The organism is Methylorubrum aminovorans (genome assembly GCF_022179725.1).
Taxonomy (GTDB): Bacteria; Pseudomonadota; Alphaproteobacteria; order Rhizobiales; family Beijerinckiaceae; genus Methylobacterium; species Methylobacterium aminovorans.
This window is the reverse complement of the sequence record NZ_BPRC01000006.1, coordinates 242,504-256,809: the sequence shown is the minus strand read 5'-3', so window position 1 is coordinate 256,809 and position 14,306 is coordinate 242,504. Positions and strand designations below refer to the sequence as shown.

General features: G+C 68.5%; 9 protein-coding genes. 6 read left to right on the top strand and 3 right to left on the bottom strand.

The window, feature by feature from the left end:
- The first annotated feature begins 1,490 nt into the window (after positions 1-1,490).
- Entirely contained in the window at positions 1,491-2,672 is a 1,182-nt protein-coding gene (locus MFF24_RS11445) for a mechanosensitive ion channel family protein (RefSeq protein ID WP_238224552.1), read from the top strand.
- A gap of 82 nt (positions 2,673-2,754) precedes the next feature.
- Here MFF24_RS11445 and MFF24_RS11440 read toward each other — a convergent pair whose 3' ends face one another.
- A complete protein-coding gene (locus MFF24_RS11440; protein ID WP_108943028.1) occupies positions 2,755-3,534 on the bottom strand; it encodes a DsbA family protein in 780 nt (259 codons plus the stop codon).
- Between the two features lie 312 nt (positions 3,535-3,846).
- Here MFF24_RS11440 and MFF24_RS11435 point away from each other — a divergent pair, with 312 nt between their 5' ends.
- The 3 genes from MFF24_RS11435 (at position 3,847) to MFF24_RS11425 (ending at position 7,625) form a co-directional block, all read left to right on the top strand.
- Positions 3,847-4,890 (top strand): HD-GYP domain-containing protein, encoded by a 1,044-nt coding sequence (locus tag MFF24_RS11435; protein ID WP_108943029.1) that lies wholly within the window; start codon positions 3,847-3,849, stop codon positions 4,888-4,890.
- A gap of 132 nt (positions 4,891-5,022) precedes the next feature.
- Positions 5,023-6,372, top strand: coding sequence for an OprO/OprP family phosphate-selective porin (locus MFF24_RS11430; RefSeq protein WP_238224550.1), 1,350 nt, complete (start codon positions 5,023-5,025; stop codon positions 6,370-6,372).
- A gap of 89 nt (positions 6,373-6,461) precedes the next feature.
- Complete coding sequence (locus tag MFF24_RS11425) at positions 6,462-7,625, top strand: pyridoxal phosphate-dependent aminotransferase (RefSeq protein ID WP_238224548.1); 1,164 nt, start codon at positions 6,462-6,464, stop codon at positions 7,623-7,625.
- A gap of 31 nt (positions 7,626-7,656) precedes the next feature.
- Here MFF24_RS11425 and MFF24_RS11420 read toward each other — a convergent pair whose 3' ends face one another.
- Both MFF24_RS11420 and MFF24_RS11415 read right to left on the bottom strand, forming a co-directional pair.
- Positions 7,657-8,466, bottom strand: a complete 810-nt coding sequence (locus tag MFF24_RS11420) for a carotenoid biosynthesis protein (RefSeq protein ID WP_238224546.1) — start codon at positions 8,464-8,466, stop codon at positions 7,657-7,659.
- Between the two features lie 284 nt (positions 8,467-8,750).
- A complete protein-coding gene (locus tag MFF24_RS11415) occupies positions 8,751-11,939 on the bottom strand; it encodes an Rne/Rng family ribonuclease (RefSeq protein WP_238224544.1) in 3,189 nt (1,062 codons plus the stop codon).
- A 584-nt stretch (positions 11,940-12,523) separates the two neighbouring features.
- On the opposite strand from MFF24_RS11415, the gene MFF24_RS11410 reads away from it, so the two are divergent.
- Positions 12,524-12,814 carry a hypothetical protein gene (locus tag MFF24_RS11410; protein WP_238224543.1) on the top strand — a complete coding sequence of 97 codons (291 nt, stop codon included), beginning with the start codon at positions 12,524-12,526 and terminating at the stop codon, positions 12,812-12,814.
- A gap of 174 nt (positions 12,815-12,988) precedes the next feature.
- Positions 12,989-14,305: an N-acetylmuramoyl-L-alanine amidase gene (locus MFF24_RS11405; protein ID WP_238224541.1), complete on the top strand. Its 1,317-nt coding sequence runs from the start codon at positions 12,989-12,991 to the stop codon at positions 14,303-14,305.
- The last annotated feature ends 1 nt before the right edge of the window (position 14,306 follow it).

Genomic DNA, 14,306 nt, shown 5'->3' with positions numbered 1-14,306 from the left:
GATCAACGGCTCCAACTCACCCCACTGTGCGTCTGACAGCATCACGTCTCCTCATTCGAAACCGAGAAAACGCCAAAATTCGCAATCCGTTCAGGCGACGACAGGCCCTAGTGTACGAAGGTCTGAAATCGTGGCTTGGGAGAGGAGTGCTGGATGGGACTCATCGCTAGCCGAACCGCAGTGCTCGCGTTGCCGAAGCGGTACGACGCCCGCTTAGAACTCGGTGGATTACCTGCCGTATCTGCGTTGTTGTTGTCTTGGCCGATCTTCGTAGCTCTTATTGTCTCCGTCCGGTTTTTCTTTAGGCGATATCAGCCTCTCATGGAGGACACCATGGATTGCTCTGCCACTCTTCTGGCCAGCATTCGTTCTTCTCCCCTTTGCTGCGCACATCCCAACAAATTTGGTTCCACCAGTCTTTGCTTTCGCAGGCTTGGCCGCAGGCTGTAAGCAATGGCTGCCACTTATCGATGGTGAAGCAGATCGTCCGCGGCAAGTGATGATTGGTATTGTAAATGGCGTCGCAATCGATATTGCTCCGCCAATAATATATGGCTGCATCATCGCTTGGTTGGCGTGCTGCCATAGTCGCTCCGGCCCTGCTGACATGCGAGGCCTCAGACCCTACCGCGCCGCGCTACTCGCGCTGCTCCTGCTTGTGGCACTATGGTTCGTAATACCTTTTTGCTTCTCGCATTCTGGTTACCTCCGAACTTGAGCGTGCCGGATGCAGGTGGGCTCGCGGTTTTTCTCGGGACTATCGTAGGCGGCCTAATCTATTTTTTCCCATGGGCAGCAATCATCGCGGGGATCATAACGATCTCGATGACGCACGGCGTTCCCCGGTCCTACCTAGCCATAGTTTTTCTAACATCCACGTTAGCTTTGTGCTCATTGAACCCGCCTGTGCCATCTGCAAGCTTGCTAACGGTCGTTCTCAACGACGCACTCGGCAAGCTCACTCTATCTGGTCACCCGTCATTCGTCACAGACCCGTGGCGACCGTTTGTTTGTTCTGCTGTGGGTGTGGCAGTTTACGGATTTTTGCTTTGTTTAATCCAGAGGAGAGACGCTGCAATTCTGCCTGCACTCGCAATTCCTACGTCTAGCTCAATCCATGAAGCGGTTAGAAGCAGATAGCCCGTTTACGGCTGACGGACGTTTTGGAACCAAGGTCTGCTTCACTGCTCTTTCGTCTGTAAGCAGTCCGGCCAAGATTGCCCAACGCAGTCGTGAATCTGTGGCCTGCCGCTGGCGGAAATCAGATACTCCAAGGGTCTGCAGAGGTTCGAAAGCGAGCCAACGCACGCTCGAGCCGCTCTCGTGTCCGTCCTGACTTTCGAAACTCGTCAGGAGCGACGGTATCGAGTGGTCTCGGCACAATCGCGATCGCAGCAAAATTCACCCCGTCATCCATCTCCGCCGCGCCATTGTGCAGTGCGGAACCGCCTTCGCCAGCGATCATTGCCCCTGCGACGAGGAGGTGATCGATGGCGCAAGCCCACGCAGTCTTCGACGAACTCATCGGCTGGATCGTCCAGCTTCCGTGGTGGGTCGCGAGCCCGATCCTGATCGCCGGCTGCTGCGCGCTGGTGCTGCCCCTGCACGGGGTCGCCTATCGCTTCGCGCAGAGGGCGGTGAGCGGCAAGAGCCTGTTCTGGCGCTCGCTCGTCGCGCGCACCCGGGGCCCGAGCCGGCTCGCGCTGCTGGTGGTGGCCCTGGCGCTTGCGGTCTCGACCGCGCCCCTGACCTGGCAGATCCGGCTCGTCCTCAATCAGGTGCTGCTCGTCGCCTTCGTGACGCTGGCGGGCTGGACCTGCGCCACGGCGATCCACATCGCCACCGTGATCTACCTGCGCCGGTTCAAGCTCGACGCGGAAGACAACCTGCTCGCGCGAAAACACTTCACCCAGATGCGCATCCTGGAGCGGGCGGCGCAGACCATGGTGGCCCTCGTCACCGCGGCCATCGTGCTGATGACCTTCGAGCCGGTGCGGCAATACGGGGTGAGCCTGCTCGCCTCGGCGGGCGCCGCCGGGCTGATCCTCGGACTGGCGATGCAGCCGGTGCTCTCCAACCTTGTGGCGGGCATCCAGATCGCCATCACCCAGCCGATCCGGATCGAGGACGCGATCATCGTCGAGAACGAGTGGGGCTGGGTCGAGGAGATCACCGCGACCTACGTCGTCGTGCGCCTATGGGACTGGCGCCGCCTCGTGCTGCCGCTGACCTACTTCATCCAGAAACCGTTCCAGAACTGGACCCGCGAGTGCGCATCCCTGATCGGCTCGGTGTTCCTCTACGTCGATCACCGGGCGCCGATCGAGGCGATGCGCAGGGAGCTGCGGCGGATCGCGGGGGCGTCCCGGCTGTGGGACGGCCAAGTGGTCAACCTTCAGGTCTCGGATGCGCGCGAGGGCGTGATCGAGCTGCGGATGCTGGTGAGCGCGCGCAACGCGCCTCAAACCTGGGATCTGCGCTGCGAGGTGCGCGAGAAGATGATCGGCTTCCTGCAGAAGGAGCACCCTTCCGCACTGCCGCGCCAGCGGGCGGAATGGGTCAACCCCGATCCGCCCTATCCCGGCGGTCGGGTCACGTCCGAGGCCGGCAACGGGCCCGGCCTGCGCGGCGAGCGCCCGGTCCGGAGCGATCCCCGCGCGGCGGCCGCCTGAGCCGGCAACCGCACCGGAAACGAAAAGGGCCCGGTGCTGTCGATCCGCACCGGGCCCTTTTTCATGGCTGTGAGTGCGCGCCTCAGCAGCTCGCGTGACCGCACTGGCGGATGTCGTTGATGGTCTTGCGCATCGGCTCGACGCCGACCGCGCCGGGCAGGATCTCGTCGCCGATGACGAAGGCGGGGGTGCCCGAAAGGCTGAGCTTGTCGCCGAGGCCGACATTCTCGGTCAGCGCGGCCTTCACCTCCGGCCCCTGCGCGTCCCGCTTCAGCCGCTCGATATCGGCGCCGAACTCACGCGCCACCGCGATCGCCCGCTCGCCGTTGATGCGGCCCTTCGTCTCGAGCAGCTTGGCGTGGTAGTCGAACATCTTCTCCGGCTTGAGCTGCAGCTTGGCCGCGAGCGCGATCCGGCTTGCCTCCAGCGACTCGGCGCCGAGCACGGGGAAGTCCTTGAGCACTACCCGCAGCTTCGGATCGGACTTGATCAGGGTCTGCACGTCGGTGAACGCCTTGCGGCAATAGCCGCAATTGTAGTCGAAGAACTCGACCACGGTGACGTCGCCGTTCGGGTTGCCGGCGACGATGCCGTGGGGCGAGTTGGTCAGCGCCTCGCGCGATTCCTTCAGCGCGGCGGCCTGGGCGAGCTTCTGCGTCTCCTGAGCGCGGCGCTCGCCCTCGGCGATCGCCTCCTGGAGCACGTCGGGATTCTTGACGAGGTAGTCCTTGACGATCCCCTCGATCGCCTTGCGCTGGGCGTCGGTGAAGGGGACGGCCTCCTCCGCGCGGGCGCCCGCGGCCGCGCCGAGCGATAGGCCGCCGGCGAGGGCGAGGACGGAAACGGAGCGGAACAGCGTCATCGATACCTCGTGATACGTGTCGGTACGAAGGCCCGGCGGGAACATCGACGGCGCGTTCAACCGGCCCTGCGCGACGAGACTATGGCACAGCGCGACCACCGCGCCGATGCCAATCTAATCTCCACGGAGGCCGCCGCCCGTAAAGGCCTTCGTCCGGTCGTGCTCCAGGGCTGCGGCAATTTCACGGCGCCGGCCGCTCGCCTAGAAGTTTCAGCAAAGTCGGCGCTACATTATCGATTCGCTAAATGATGCACTTCAAGTTCTCGGGCGGCCGCGATGCCGCCGGAGCAGGCGAAACGGGGGGAGCACAGCGTGATCGTCGTGGTGAGCGATCGTCCAGATCGTAGCCAGCCTCTGGTCGATGCCGTGCGCGCCGTTGCCGAGTGCCGGGTCGTCGGCACGGAGGAGACCTGGGACCGGATCGGTCCACTCCGCGGCGTGATCGCCGACATCACCCTGAGCCGTCCCGAAGCCAAGCGCTGCCTGCGCCTGCTCACGAGCCGATCGGCACGGGCACGCACGCCGCTGATCTGCCTGACGCGCGGCGGCGGACAGAGCGGCTTCACCGAGGCGCGCAATCTCGGCGCCACGCTCTGCCTGTCGGCTCTGGCCGAACCGCGCATGGTCGTGGGCTCGCTGGTGCGCGAGGTCTGGCCCGACAAATCGGTGGCCGACCTCGTCGTGACCCGCGAGACGCAGCGGGCCGGCACGCTGATGACCAACCTGTTCGCCTCCGCCCAGACCGGCGCCGTCGACATGTCGAACGTGGAGCAGGGGGTCGCCCCGGTGCTCGACGCCATCCACGAGGGGGGCCTGTCGCGCTGGCTCGACGAGGTCTGGGCGCACGACGACGTGACCTTCCAGCACTGCCTGCTGGTCTCCGGCGTCGTCGCCGCCTTCGCCCAGAGCCTCGGCCTCTCCGCCGCGGACAGGCAACTCATGACCCGGGCCGCCCTGGTGCACGACGTGGGCAAGTCGCGCATTCCCCATGCCATCCTCAACAAGCCCGGCCGGCTCGACGACGACGAGCGCGCGGTGATGCAGACCCACGCGCCGATCGGCCATGAGATCCTCAGCGCGTCGGGCGGCTGCGATGCGGTGACGCTCGCGGTGACCCGCCATCACCATGAGATGCTCGACGGATCGGGCTATCCGGACAAGCTGTGCGCCAGCGAGATCGGCGATCCGGTCCGGCTGCTGACGATCTGCGACATCTACGCCGCCCTGATCGAGCGGCGCCCCTACAAGGCGCCGATGTCGAACCGCGACGCGCTCTCCATCCTGTCGGGCATGGAAGCGAAGCTGGAGGGTGGACTGGTGCAGGCCTTCGGCCGGGCGGTGCAGGCGGTTCCCTGAGGCGATTGCCGGCGAGGGCAGCCCCGGCGAGCCTGATTCTCGTGGCTTGCACGCTCCGATCGCACCCTCGTCGTACGACGGTCACGAAAACCATCATAAGTTAAGAAAGGCTCACCTTCGAGGGACCCGCGCATGTCTTCACCCCGACGGTGGTCACGGTCCCCGGTCTCCGCCCCGATCCTAGCCCTATCCCTGGCCTGCCTCGGCGGCACGGCCGCGATCGCCGAGGAGCGGCTCGTCAAAGGTGAGCCGAGGCGGATCGAGAAGGCGGGCGAACCGAAGCGGGAGCCGTCCGGGGCGAAGGCCGACGCGGACAAGCCGCCGATCACCCTCGACGAGAAGGGCATTACGGCGCGCTTCGAGGACGGCAGCAAATTCCGCATCGGCGGCCGGCTTCAGGGAGATTTCGGCGCGGGGCGGGTGCAGCAGCGCGGCTTCGGCCCGGCCTTCGAAGAGCCGGCGGCGATCCGCCGGGCCTGGATCGAGACCTATTACAGCCTCAAGGGCTTCGAGTTCGCCTTCCAGTACGACTTCAACGAGCCGCGGGTGCCGGTGAGCGACGCCATCGTCGCCTACAAGGGCTTCAAGGACGTCATCATCACCCACGGCAACTTCAAGGAGCCGTTCAGCCTCGACCAGCTCATCAGCGACAACATCAGCCAGTTCACCGAGCGCTCTCAGGCCGACGCCTTCGCCCCGGCACGCAACTTCGGCACCGCCATCGGCACCCACGGCACGAACTGGACGGCGGTGACGGGCGTGTTCGGCGGCAACATCAGCACCGGCATCCAGAACAACGGCATCGCCTCGACCACCCGCGTGACCTACACGCCGTGGCTCTCCGAGAACAGGAACGACGTCGTGCATCTCGGGCTGGCTGGCAGCTACCGGTCACTCGGCGACGACACCAGCAGCCCCGGCCTGTCGAGCCGCTCGGAGGCGTTCCTGTTCGCCCGCCCGCTGGTGGATACCCGGACGATCCGCAACGCCACGGCGATCGGCCGCGTCGGGTTCGAGGCGGCGTGGCAGCAGGGGCCGTTCCGGCTCCAGGGCGAGTACATCCTCACCAATATCGAGCGCCGCGACGGGCGCCCGCCGCTGTTCTTCCAGGGCGGCTACATCCAGGCCTCGGTGGTGCTCGACCGGAAGGGCCGGCCCTACCGGGTCGCCCCGACCTACGGCAGCGAGTACGGCGTCTTCACCGGCATCACCGTCGAGGAGGGCCAGCGGGTCAGCCGCGGCGGCACCGGCGTGTTCGAACTCGGACTTCGCTACAGCGCCATCGACCTCGAATCCCGCGAGATCCGCGGCGGCATCGAGCACGACTTCACCGCGGGCGTGAACTGGTATCCCGAGCCCAACATCCGCTTCGTCTTCGACTATATCCGCTCCCACGCCGAACCGTCGGCGGCGGCGCTGAATTTCGGCCGCCGCACCGTCGATGCGGACGTCTTCATCGGCCGGGCGCAGCTCTACTGGTAGGCGGAGCGGGCGGCGACCCTCGCGGTTGAGCGGGCGGCCGTCAGGAGCTACCTGCAGCCCTGTCCCGCCTCTCCCGTGAGGAGCCCGCCGTGAGCCCCGATCCCGTCCTCTCGCGCCGTGCGCAGGCCGTCGCCCCCTTCCTGGCGATGGACGTGATGGCCGCCGCCGGCGCCCGCGAGCGGCGCGGGGAGGGCGTCGTCCACATGGAGGTCGGCCAGCCCTCGGCGCCGGCGCCCCGCGCGGTGATCGCGGCGGCGCAAGCCGCGCTTGCCGACGGGCGCATCCCCTATACCGAGGCGCTCGGGCTGCCCGCTTTGCGTGAGCGCATCGCCCGGCACTACGCCGAGACCTACGGCGTCCGCCTGTCCCCCGAGCGGGTGGTGGTGACGACGGGCTCGTCGGCCGGCTTCGTGCTCGCCTTCCTCGCCCTGTTCGATGCCGGCGCGCGGATCGGCGTGCCGCGCCCCGGCTACCCGGCCTATGACGGCATCCTGCGCGCCCTCGATCTGATCCCGCAGCCGCTCACCCTGCGCGCCGAGGACCGCTACGCCCCGACTCCGGCGCTGGTGCGCACGGTCCACGCGGCGGAGCGGCTCTCGGGCCTGCTGGTGATGAGCCCGGCCAACCCCTCCGGCACGGTGATCGCGCCGGCCCGCCTCGCCGAACTCTGCGCCACCGCGCGGTCCTTGGGCCTGCCCTTCATCTCCGACGAGATCTATCACGGGCTCAGCTACGGCGTGCCGACGGCCACCGCCCTGCAATTCGACGACGACGCCGTCGTCATCAACTCGTTCTCGAAATTCTACTGCATGACCGGCTGGCGGGTCGGCTGGATGGTCGTGCCCGACGCCCTCGTGCGCGGGATCGAGCGGCTGGCGCAGAACCTCTACATCTCGGCGCCCTATCTCTCGCAGATCGCGGCGCTGGCCGCCTTCGGCACGCTCGACGAGATCGTGGCGATCCGCGACGGCTACGCGCGGAACCGCGCCCTGCTCCTCGACGCGCTGCCGCCTCTCGGCTTCACCGGCATCCACCCGGTGGACGGCGCCTTCTACCTCTACGCCGACATCGGTCGTTTGACGGACGATGCCGGCGCCTTCTGCCGGCGCATGCTCGACGAGGCGGGCGTGGCCGCCACACCCGGCCTCGACTTCGACCCGGAGGAGGGCGGCCACCACATCCGCTTCTCCTTCGCCGGCTCGCAGGCGGATTGCGCCGAGGCGGTGAGGCGGCTGAAGGGGTGGCTGGGCTGAGCATTCGCCGGGAAGACGCGCTGCTCCGCCTTCAGAAAATCGGAAGTCCCGCTGGCCGGTCCCCCTGAACCGAGTGCGCTCTCGGCAAGAAGGCTGCCTCCACCAGCTTCATCAAGGCGAGAAGAGCCAGTGGGAGCATGGTGAACAGTGCCATGATCGCGGCCGTCTCACGGATGTCGGCCGCGGACCAACTGCGCCCTCCTGCATCCACGACGATTGCATCGGGATCGAGCAGCGGCGGCAGGTGGCAGAGTGCGGAGGCAGCGTAGAGCAGGACCGGCACCGCCAGGAAGGCAGGATTCCGCCGGACGCCGCGGCTCCCACCCCGGCTGCGGTAGGCGAACAAAGCGAAGCCCTGGAAAAACAGCCACGTCGTCAAGAACCAGCCGACGAAGTTCGTGAGCGGAACGCCGAAATAGCCACCGCTCTCGAACCAGGCCCAGGCTCGTCCGATCGTGGCGTTGGCCGGGTCCATGACCACGTCCCACTGGGTCAAGGTAAAAGCCGCGATGATCGGTGTGAAAACGAGATCCCGGCGCGTCGTCGGTCCATGGATATCGGTGCCCAGGAGCAGGCAGGCGATGATCCAGGCGGGATAGCCGATCCCGAAATAGAGCGTCCCGACGATGATCGGGATCGCGCCCACATGGGGCCAATCGGGCGCGACGAGGAAGGTGTAAGCCCCGAACGGAAATCCCGTGGCGACGCCAAGATTCTCGACCGCAAAAGTCACCGTCAGACAGATCGCTGAAAAGGCGACGGCCCGGCCGACACCGAGCGCGAGAACCGCATGGGCGAACAGGACTAGGATCGAAACGACCGCGATAGACTGCGCGAACACCGTGGTTCGCCCACCTTCGTAGACGACTGCGATCAGGAGCAGGCAGAACGCCAGCCACAAGCATGCCCGCGCGACCGCCGGTTCTCCGCCTCGACACATCCGAGCGAACAACAATCCTGGCGGGAATCAGAGGTCAACTCGACACGGTGACTACCGGGTTCTGTCGTCACCGGACCGCTCGATCGACAAGCCGTTCGACCACGATGCCCGGTCGGCGAACGACAAGCGCGCGGCGCCCCTCCCCACCGGGGGAGGGGCGCACGATCAGACAGGGCGTCTGCCTATCACTCCCCGCCGAGCGCTGCCTTGGTGCGCGACCACCAGCCGGCCCGCTTCGGGCGGTTCGGATCGGGCGGGGTCAGCACCACCGCGACGGGCTCGGGCGCAGGCTCCAAAGCCGCCGGGACGGGGGCCGCCGCCTCGGTCGCGGCCTCCGCGACGGCATCCGCCTGGATGGGCTCGACTTCCGGTGCGGGAGCGACCGGGGGCCGCTCGGCGGCGCTGCCGTTCTCGGCGGCGAGCGAGACGGTGGTCACGTCGGCGTCGCTGACCGGCTCCTCGGGGCCGACCGGCAGGGCGTCGGAGGCGGTCTCCTCGGGATGCGCCTCGGAGACGGCCTCGGAGGCGTCTGCCGAACGTGCCTCGTCAGCCTCGGAATCCTGATCCGCGTCCGAGGAACCGTTGCGGTCAGTCCGGCCGCGGCCGCGGCCGCCCCGGCGCCCGCGGCGGCGGCGGCGTCCGTTGCCGTCGTCGTCGCCGGCCTCGGCAGCCTCCGACGCGGTCTCGTCCCGCTCAGCCTCGGCGCCAACGGCCGCCTCGGCGACCTGTGCCTCGGATTTGGGAGCCTCGTCGCCGTCCTCGGGATCGGCTCCGTTGTCGTCGCCGGCCTCGTCCCCGTTGTCGTCGCCGTTGTCCTGACGCGCGCGGGCCTCGCCCTCGCCGGAGGAGCGCCCGCCGCGGCGGCGGCGGCGGCGGCGGCGGCGTCCGCCGCTCTCCTCGGAAGCGTCGGCGGCCGAGCGCTCCTCGGCGGCGCCCTCCGTCTCGGTCTCGGCTTCGGCCGTGATCTCGGCCTCCTCGGCCTCCTCGGTCTCGACGATGTCGTCCTCGAACTCCTCGGCCTCGTAGACCGGCGAGATCGCCACCGCGCGCACGCCCGTCACCGGGCCCTCGTGCTTCACCGCCGGCTCGCCGCGTTCGAGCTGGAAGGCCGACGTCGCCACGAGCCGGTCATCGGCAGAGATGGTGATCGCCACCTGGAAGCGCTGCTCCAGATCGTAGAGATGCGCCCGCTTCTGGTTGAGGATGTAGAGCGCGGTCTCGGTGCGGGTGCGCAGCACGACGTTGTGGCTCGCCGACTTGAGCAGCACCTCCTCGATCGAGCGCAGGATGTGCAGCGCCACCGAGGAGGTCGCCCGCACGAAGCCCGAACCGCCGCAATGGGCGCAGGGGATGGAGGAGGATTCGAGCACGCCGGTGCGGATGCGCTGGCGGCTCATCTCCAGGAGGCCGAAGGGCGAGATCCGCCCGACCTGGATGCGCGCCCGGTCGTTCTTGAGCGCCTCGTTCAGGCGCTTCTCCACCGCCCGGTTGTTGCGCTTCTCCTCCATGTCGATGAAGTCGATCACGACGAGGCCGGCGAGATCGCGCAGGCGCACCTGGCGGGCGACTTCTTCCGCCGCCTCAAGGTTCGTCTTGAGCGCGGTGTCCTCGATGTCGTGCTCGCGGGTGGCGCGGCCCGAGTTCACGTCGATCGAGACCAGCGCCTCGGTCGGGTTGATGACGAGGTAGCCGCCCGAGCGGAGCGCCACGTGGGTCGAGAACATCGCGTCGAGCTGCTGCTCGACGCCGTAGCGGGCGAAGATCGGCGTCGGGTCGCGGTAGGGTTTCACCACCTTCGACTGGCCGGGCATCAGCATCCGCATGAAGTCCTTGGCCTCGCGGTAGGCGTCCTCGCCTGAGACCAGAACCTCGTCGAGATCCTTGTTGTAGAGGTCGCGGATCGCCCGCTTGATCAGCGAGCCCTCCTCGTAGACCAGCGCCGGGGCGGTGGAGGACAGCGTCAGCTCGCGCACGCTCTCCCACAGGCGCATCAGGTACTCGAAGTCGCGCTTGATCTCGGGCTTGGTGCGCGAGGCGCCGGCCGTGCGCAGGATGATCCCCATCCCGTCCGGCACGTCGAGATCGGCCACGACCTCCTTCAGGCGCTTGCGGTCGGCGGCCGAGGTGATCTTGCGGGAGATGCCGCCGCCGCGGCCGGTGTTGGGCATCAGCACCGAGTAGCGGCCGGCGAGCGACAGGTAGGTGGTGAGCGCCGCGCCCTTGGTGCCGCGCTCCTCCTTGACGACCTGAACGAGGATGATCTGGCGGCGCTTGATCACCTCCTGGATCTTGTAGTGGCGGCGATAGGCGCGCGGACGCTCGGGGATCTCGGCGAGCGCGTCGCCCGAACCGCCGACCTGCGCGACCCGGCGCTCGCCGTCCTCGGATTCCTCGTCCTCTTCCTCGTCGTCCGAATCCTCGTCCTCTTCCTCGTCGTCCTCATCCTCGTCATCGTCGGACTCGTCGTCCTCGGAATCCTCATCGTCCGAGTCCTCGTCATCCGAATCCTCGGCGTCCGAGTCCTGGGTATCATCGTCGGACTCCGCTTCGGCCTGCTCGGCCTCGGAGACCGGCGCCGTGGCGGCGACGGGCTGCGGCTCGACCGTCTCCGCCTCGGCGGACGCGGCGTCGGAGGCTTCCGCGTCGACGGGCGGGTTCGGCGCCTCGGAGATCGCGGCGATGTCGGAGGACTCGACCGCGGCCGGCGCCTCGGCCGATCCTTCGACAGCTCCTTCGGCAGACGTGTCGGACGGCGCGTCGCCGGCGGACGCGCCGGGCTCCAGCGCGGCCTCGGGCAGGCTCGCCGAGGCGTCGCCGCCGGGCTCGACCGCCGCGGGGGCCTCGTCGCCCTCGGGCCGCTCCTCGACGAGGGCGGCACGCACCGCCTCGATCGCCTCCGGCGTCGGCGCGTCGGCGGCCTGGCCCTCGCCGGGGATCGCATCTTCCTCGGACACGGTCTCCGAGACCGCTTCCTGCGACTTCACCGTGTCGCCGCTGCGGGCGCCGCGGGCCTCGGCCCGGCGCCCGCGCGAGCGGCGGCCGCGCGGGGGACGGCGCTCCTCGCGCTCGCGGTGCTCCTCCTCCTCGCGCGCCTCGGCCTCGATCAGCGCGAGGCGGTCGGCCATCGGGATCTGGTAGTAGTCGGGGTGGATCTCGTTGAAGGCGAGGAAGCCGTGGCGGTTGCCGCCGTACTCGACGAAGGCCGCCTGGAGCGAGGGCTCCACGCGGGTGACCTTGGCGAGATAGATGTTGCCCCTCAGAGGCCGGCGGTTGGCCGCCTCGAAATCAAATTCCTCGACCCGCGAGCCTTGGACCGTGACGACCCGGGTCTCCTCCGGATGCATCGCATCGATGAGCATCTTGTTGTTGGCCATGACGTGCTTTCGACATGGCGGTCGACGTCGTTCTCCTCACGCTCGCGCCGCTTGGTCCCGGCGGCGCCGCCCCCGGCCTACGGGCCGGAAGGAGAGGGGCGCGTGCCGGCCTCGTCACCGAGGTCGCGGAGGATGCGGGGAGGGGATTGCCGTCAACCGCCTTCTGGCGCCGGGCATCGGCGCGCTGGGGGTTGAACAGGGCCGGGGAGACGGAAGGGGCGAGGCGACGCGAAAACCGCGCGCCTTCGGCACGAGCAGCGGCAACCGATGCTGTGCGTCCTCCCATCCTGATCCGGCCTCGCGAAGATGGTGGGCCGGTTGAGCGGCCCGTACAGATTTCATGGGCGCGACCGCCCCGGAATGATCGGGAGGCCGCGAATGCCGTGACACCCGCCCGGATGCCGGGAGGCGCCGACTGACGCTGCCAATACGAGCGAGGTGGGCGCCGACATGCCCCGGGCGCGCCCGAGGGCCGCCGAAGCGCCAACCCGGGAATGGGGTCGATATCATTACAGAGTGTCGCGGGAGAATTGCAAGGGTTCCGTATGACGGCCTTCGACACTTCGTCACGGGAGCGCCGGGTCGTGGGTGCCGTCGTCGTGAACCGGATGTCGCCCTGCGGGCTTGAAGCGGAGAAGGCCGCCGGCACCGCCGGGCGGCATGGGGGAAGGCTACGGGAGGGCTTCGCGGTGTCGGCTCCGGAACAATCGCTTGCCTCGGTGGCGAAGGAGGGGCGCGAGGCCCGTTACCGGGGCGACCCGGAGAGCGCCAACCCGCATCCTGAGGGCTCGGAGGCGCACGCGGTCTGGCGGCGGGCCTGGCAGATGCCCGACGGCGAGGCGGCCGAACGGGAGGCGCCCGACAGCCGCGCCTGAGGGGGAGGGCGGGACAGGATACGCCACAGCCCCCGTGGGGACGCTCATTGGTGTCGCCCCGTGGTGTCGCTCTTGCACAACAGCGTCACCGGGACTGCGACGGGCGGGGTGAGGAACGGTTAACCATCTCGGCCGTATCTCGTATCGGAGGCTCCCCGGAACCTTGGCCGACCGATGCCCCACAGCACCCGCCTGCCCGGACTTCTCCGCCCCGTCGCCGCCCTCGCACTCCTGGGCGGCGTGCTCGTGGCCTTCGGCCCTGCGACGGCCCAGGACGGCCCGCAAGGCGGCGGCGCGGCGGTGGCGATCGCCGCCGAGACCGCGAGCCGGGACGGTACCACGCGGCTCACCCTCACCCTGTCGAAGGCGATCGAGGCACGCGCCTTCGTGATGGAGCGGCCGGACCGGGCGGTGATCGACCTGCCCGAAGTCAACTTCCAGCTCGATGGGGAGACGGGCAAGCTGAGCGGCCGCAAGCGGGACGGCGCCATCGCCTCGTTCCGCTACGGCCTGTTCGCGCCGGGCCGTTCGCGCATCGTGGTCGATCTCACCGGCCCCGCCGTGGTCGAGCCCATCGAGACCACGAAGACCCGCGAGGGCGCGGTGCTCGTCTCGATTCCCTTCCGCAAGGTCGATCGCGATACCTTCCGCAAGGCGGCGGTGGCAGGCGATCCGAGCCCGGCCGCCTCCGCCAAGGCGGCACCCAAGGTCGCGTCGGCGGGCGAGGCCGCCGACACGCGCCCGCTCATCGTCATCGATGCCGGCCATGGCGGCACCGACCCCGGCGCCATCGCCGCCACGGGGGTGTTCGAGAAGGATATCGTGTTCGGCTTCGCCCAGTCCTTCGCCGAGCGGCTGGAGCAGTCGGGCCGCTACCGCCTCGCGATGACCCGCGACCGCGACGTGTTCGTGCCACTCGCCGAGCGGGTGCGCATCGCCCGCGAGGCCAAGGCCGACCTGTTCGTCTCGATCCACGCCGATTCGATCTCGGCCGCCCCGCAGGTGAAGGGCGCCACGATCTATACCGGCTCGGAGAAGGCGACCGACAGCGAATCGGCCCGGCTCGCCGAGCGTGAGAACCGGGCGGACGCCGCCGCCGGGACCGAATCCGGCGAGGGGCCGGCGGACGTCGCCGACATCCTCCAGGAACTGACGCTCCGCGAGACACGCGGCTTCTCGGCGGGCTTTGCCGGCCGGCTGATGGGCCAGCTCTCGCCGGTGATGGAGATGAGCACGAAGCCGCACCGCGAGGCCGGCTTCAAGGTGCTGCGCTCCCCCGACGTGCCCTCGGTGCTGATCGAACTCGGCTACCTGTCGAGCAAGAGCGACCTCGAGAAGCTTCAATCGGAGGAGTGGCGCACCCGGGTGACGGGATCGATGGCCAAGGCCGTGGACCTGTTCTTCTCCGGCCGGGCCACCCTCTCGCGGCCGGTTCCGACCGGAATGCGCTCCGCCGAGAACGGGAAAAGCGCGATCGCGCTCCGGCCCTGAG

What these genes read in the sequence shown, in the direction of transcription:
- MFF24_RS11415 (WP_238224544.1), bottom strand. Translation starts at nt 11,939, where the DNA reads ATGGCCAACAACAAGATGCTCATCGATGCGATGCATCCGGAGGAGACC.
- MFF24_RS11440 (WP_108943028.1), bottom strand. Translation starts at nt 3,534, where the DNA reads ATGACGCTGTTCCGCTCCGTTTCCGTCCTCGCCCTCGCCGGCGGCCTA.
- MFF24_RS11430 (WP_238224550.1), top strand. Translation starts at nt 5,023, where the DNA reads ATGTCTTCACCCCGACGGTGGTCACGGTCCCCGGTCTCCGCCCCGATC.
- MFF24_RS11405 (WP_238224541.1), top strand. Translation starts at nt 12,989, where the DNA reads ATGCCCCACAGCACCCGCCTGCCCGGACTTCTCCGCCCCGTCGCCGCC.
- MFF24_RS11445 (WP_238224552.1), top strand. Translation starts at nt 1,491, where the DNA reads ATGGCGCAAGCCCACGCAGTCTTCGACGAACTCATCGGCTGGATCGTC.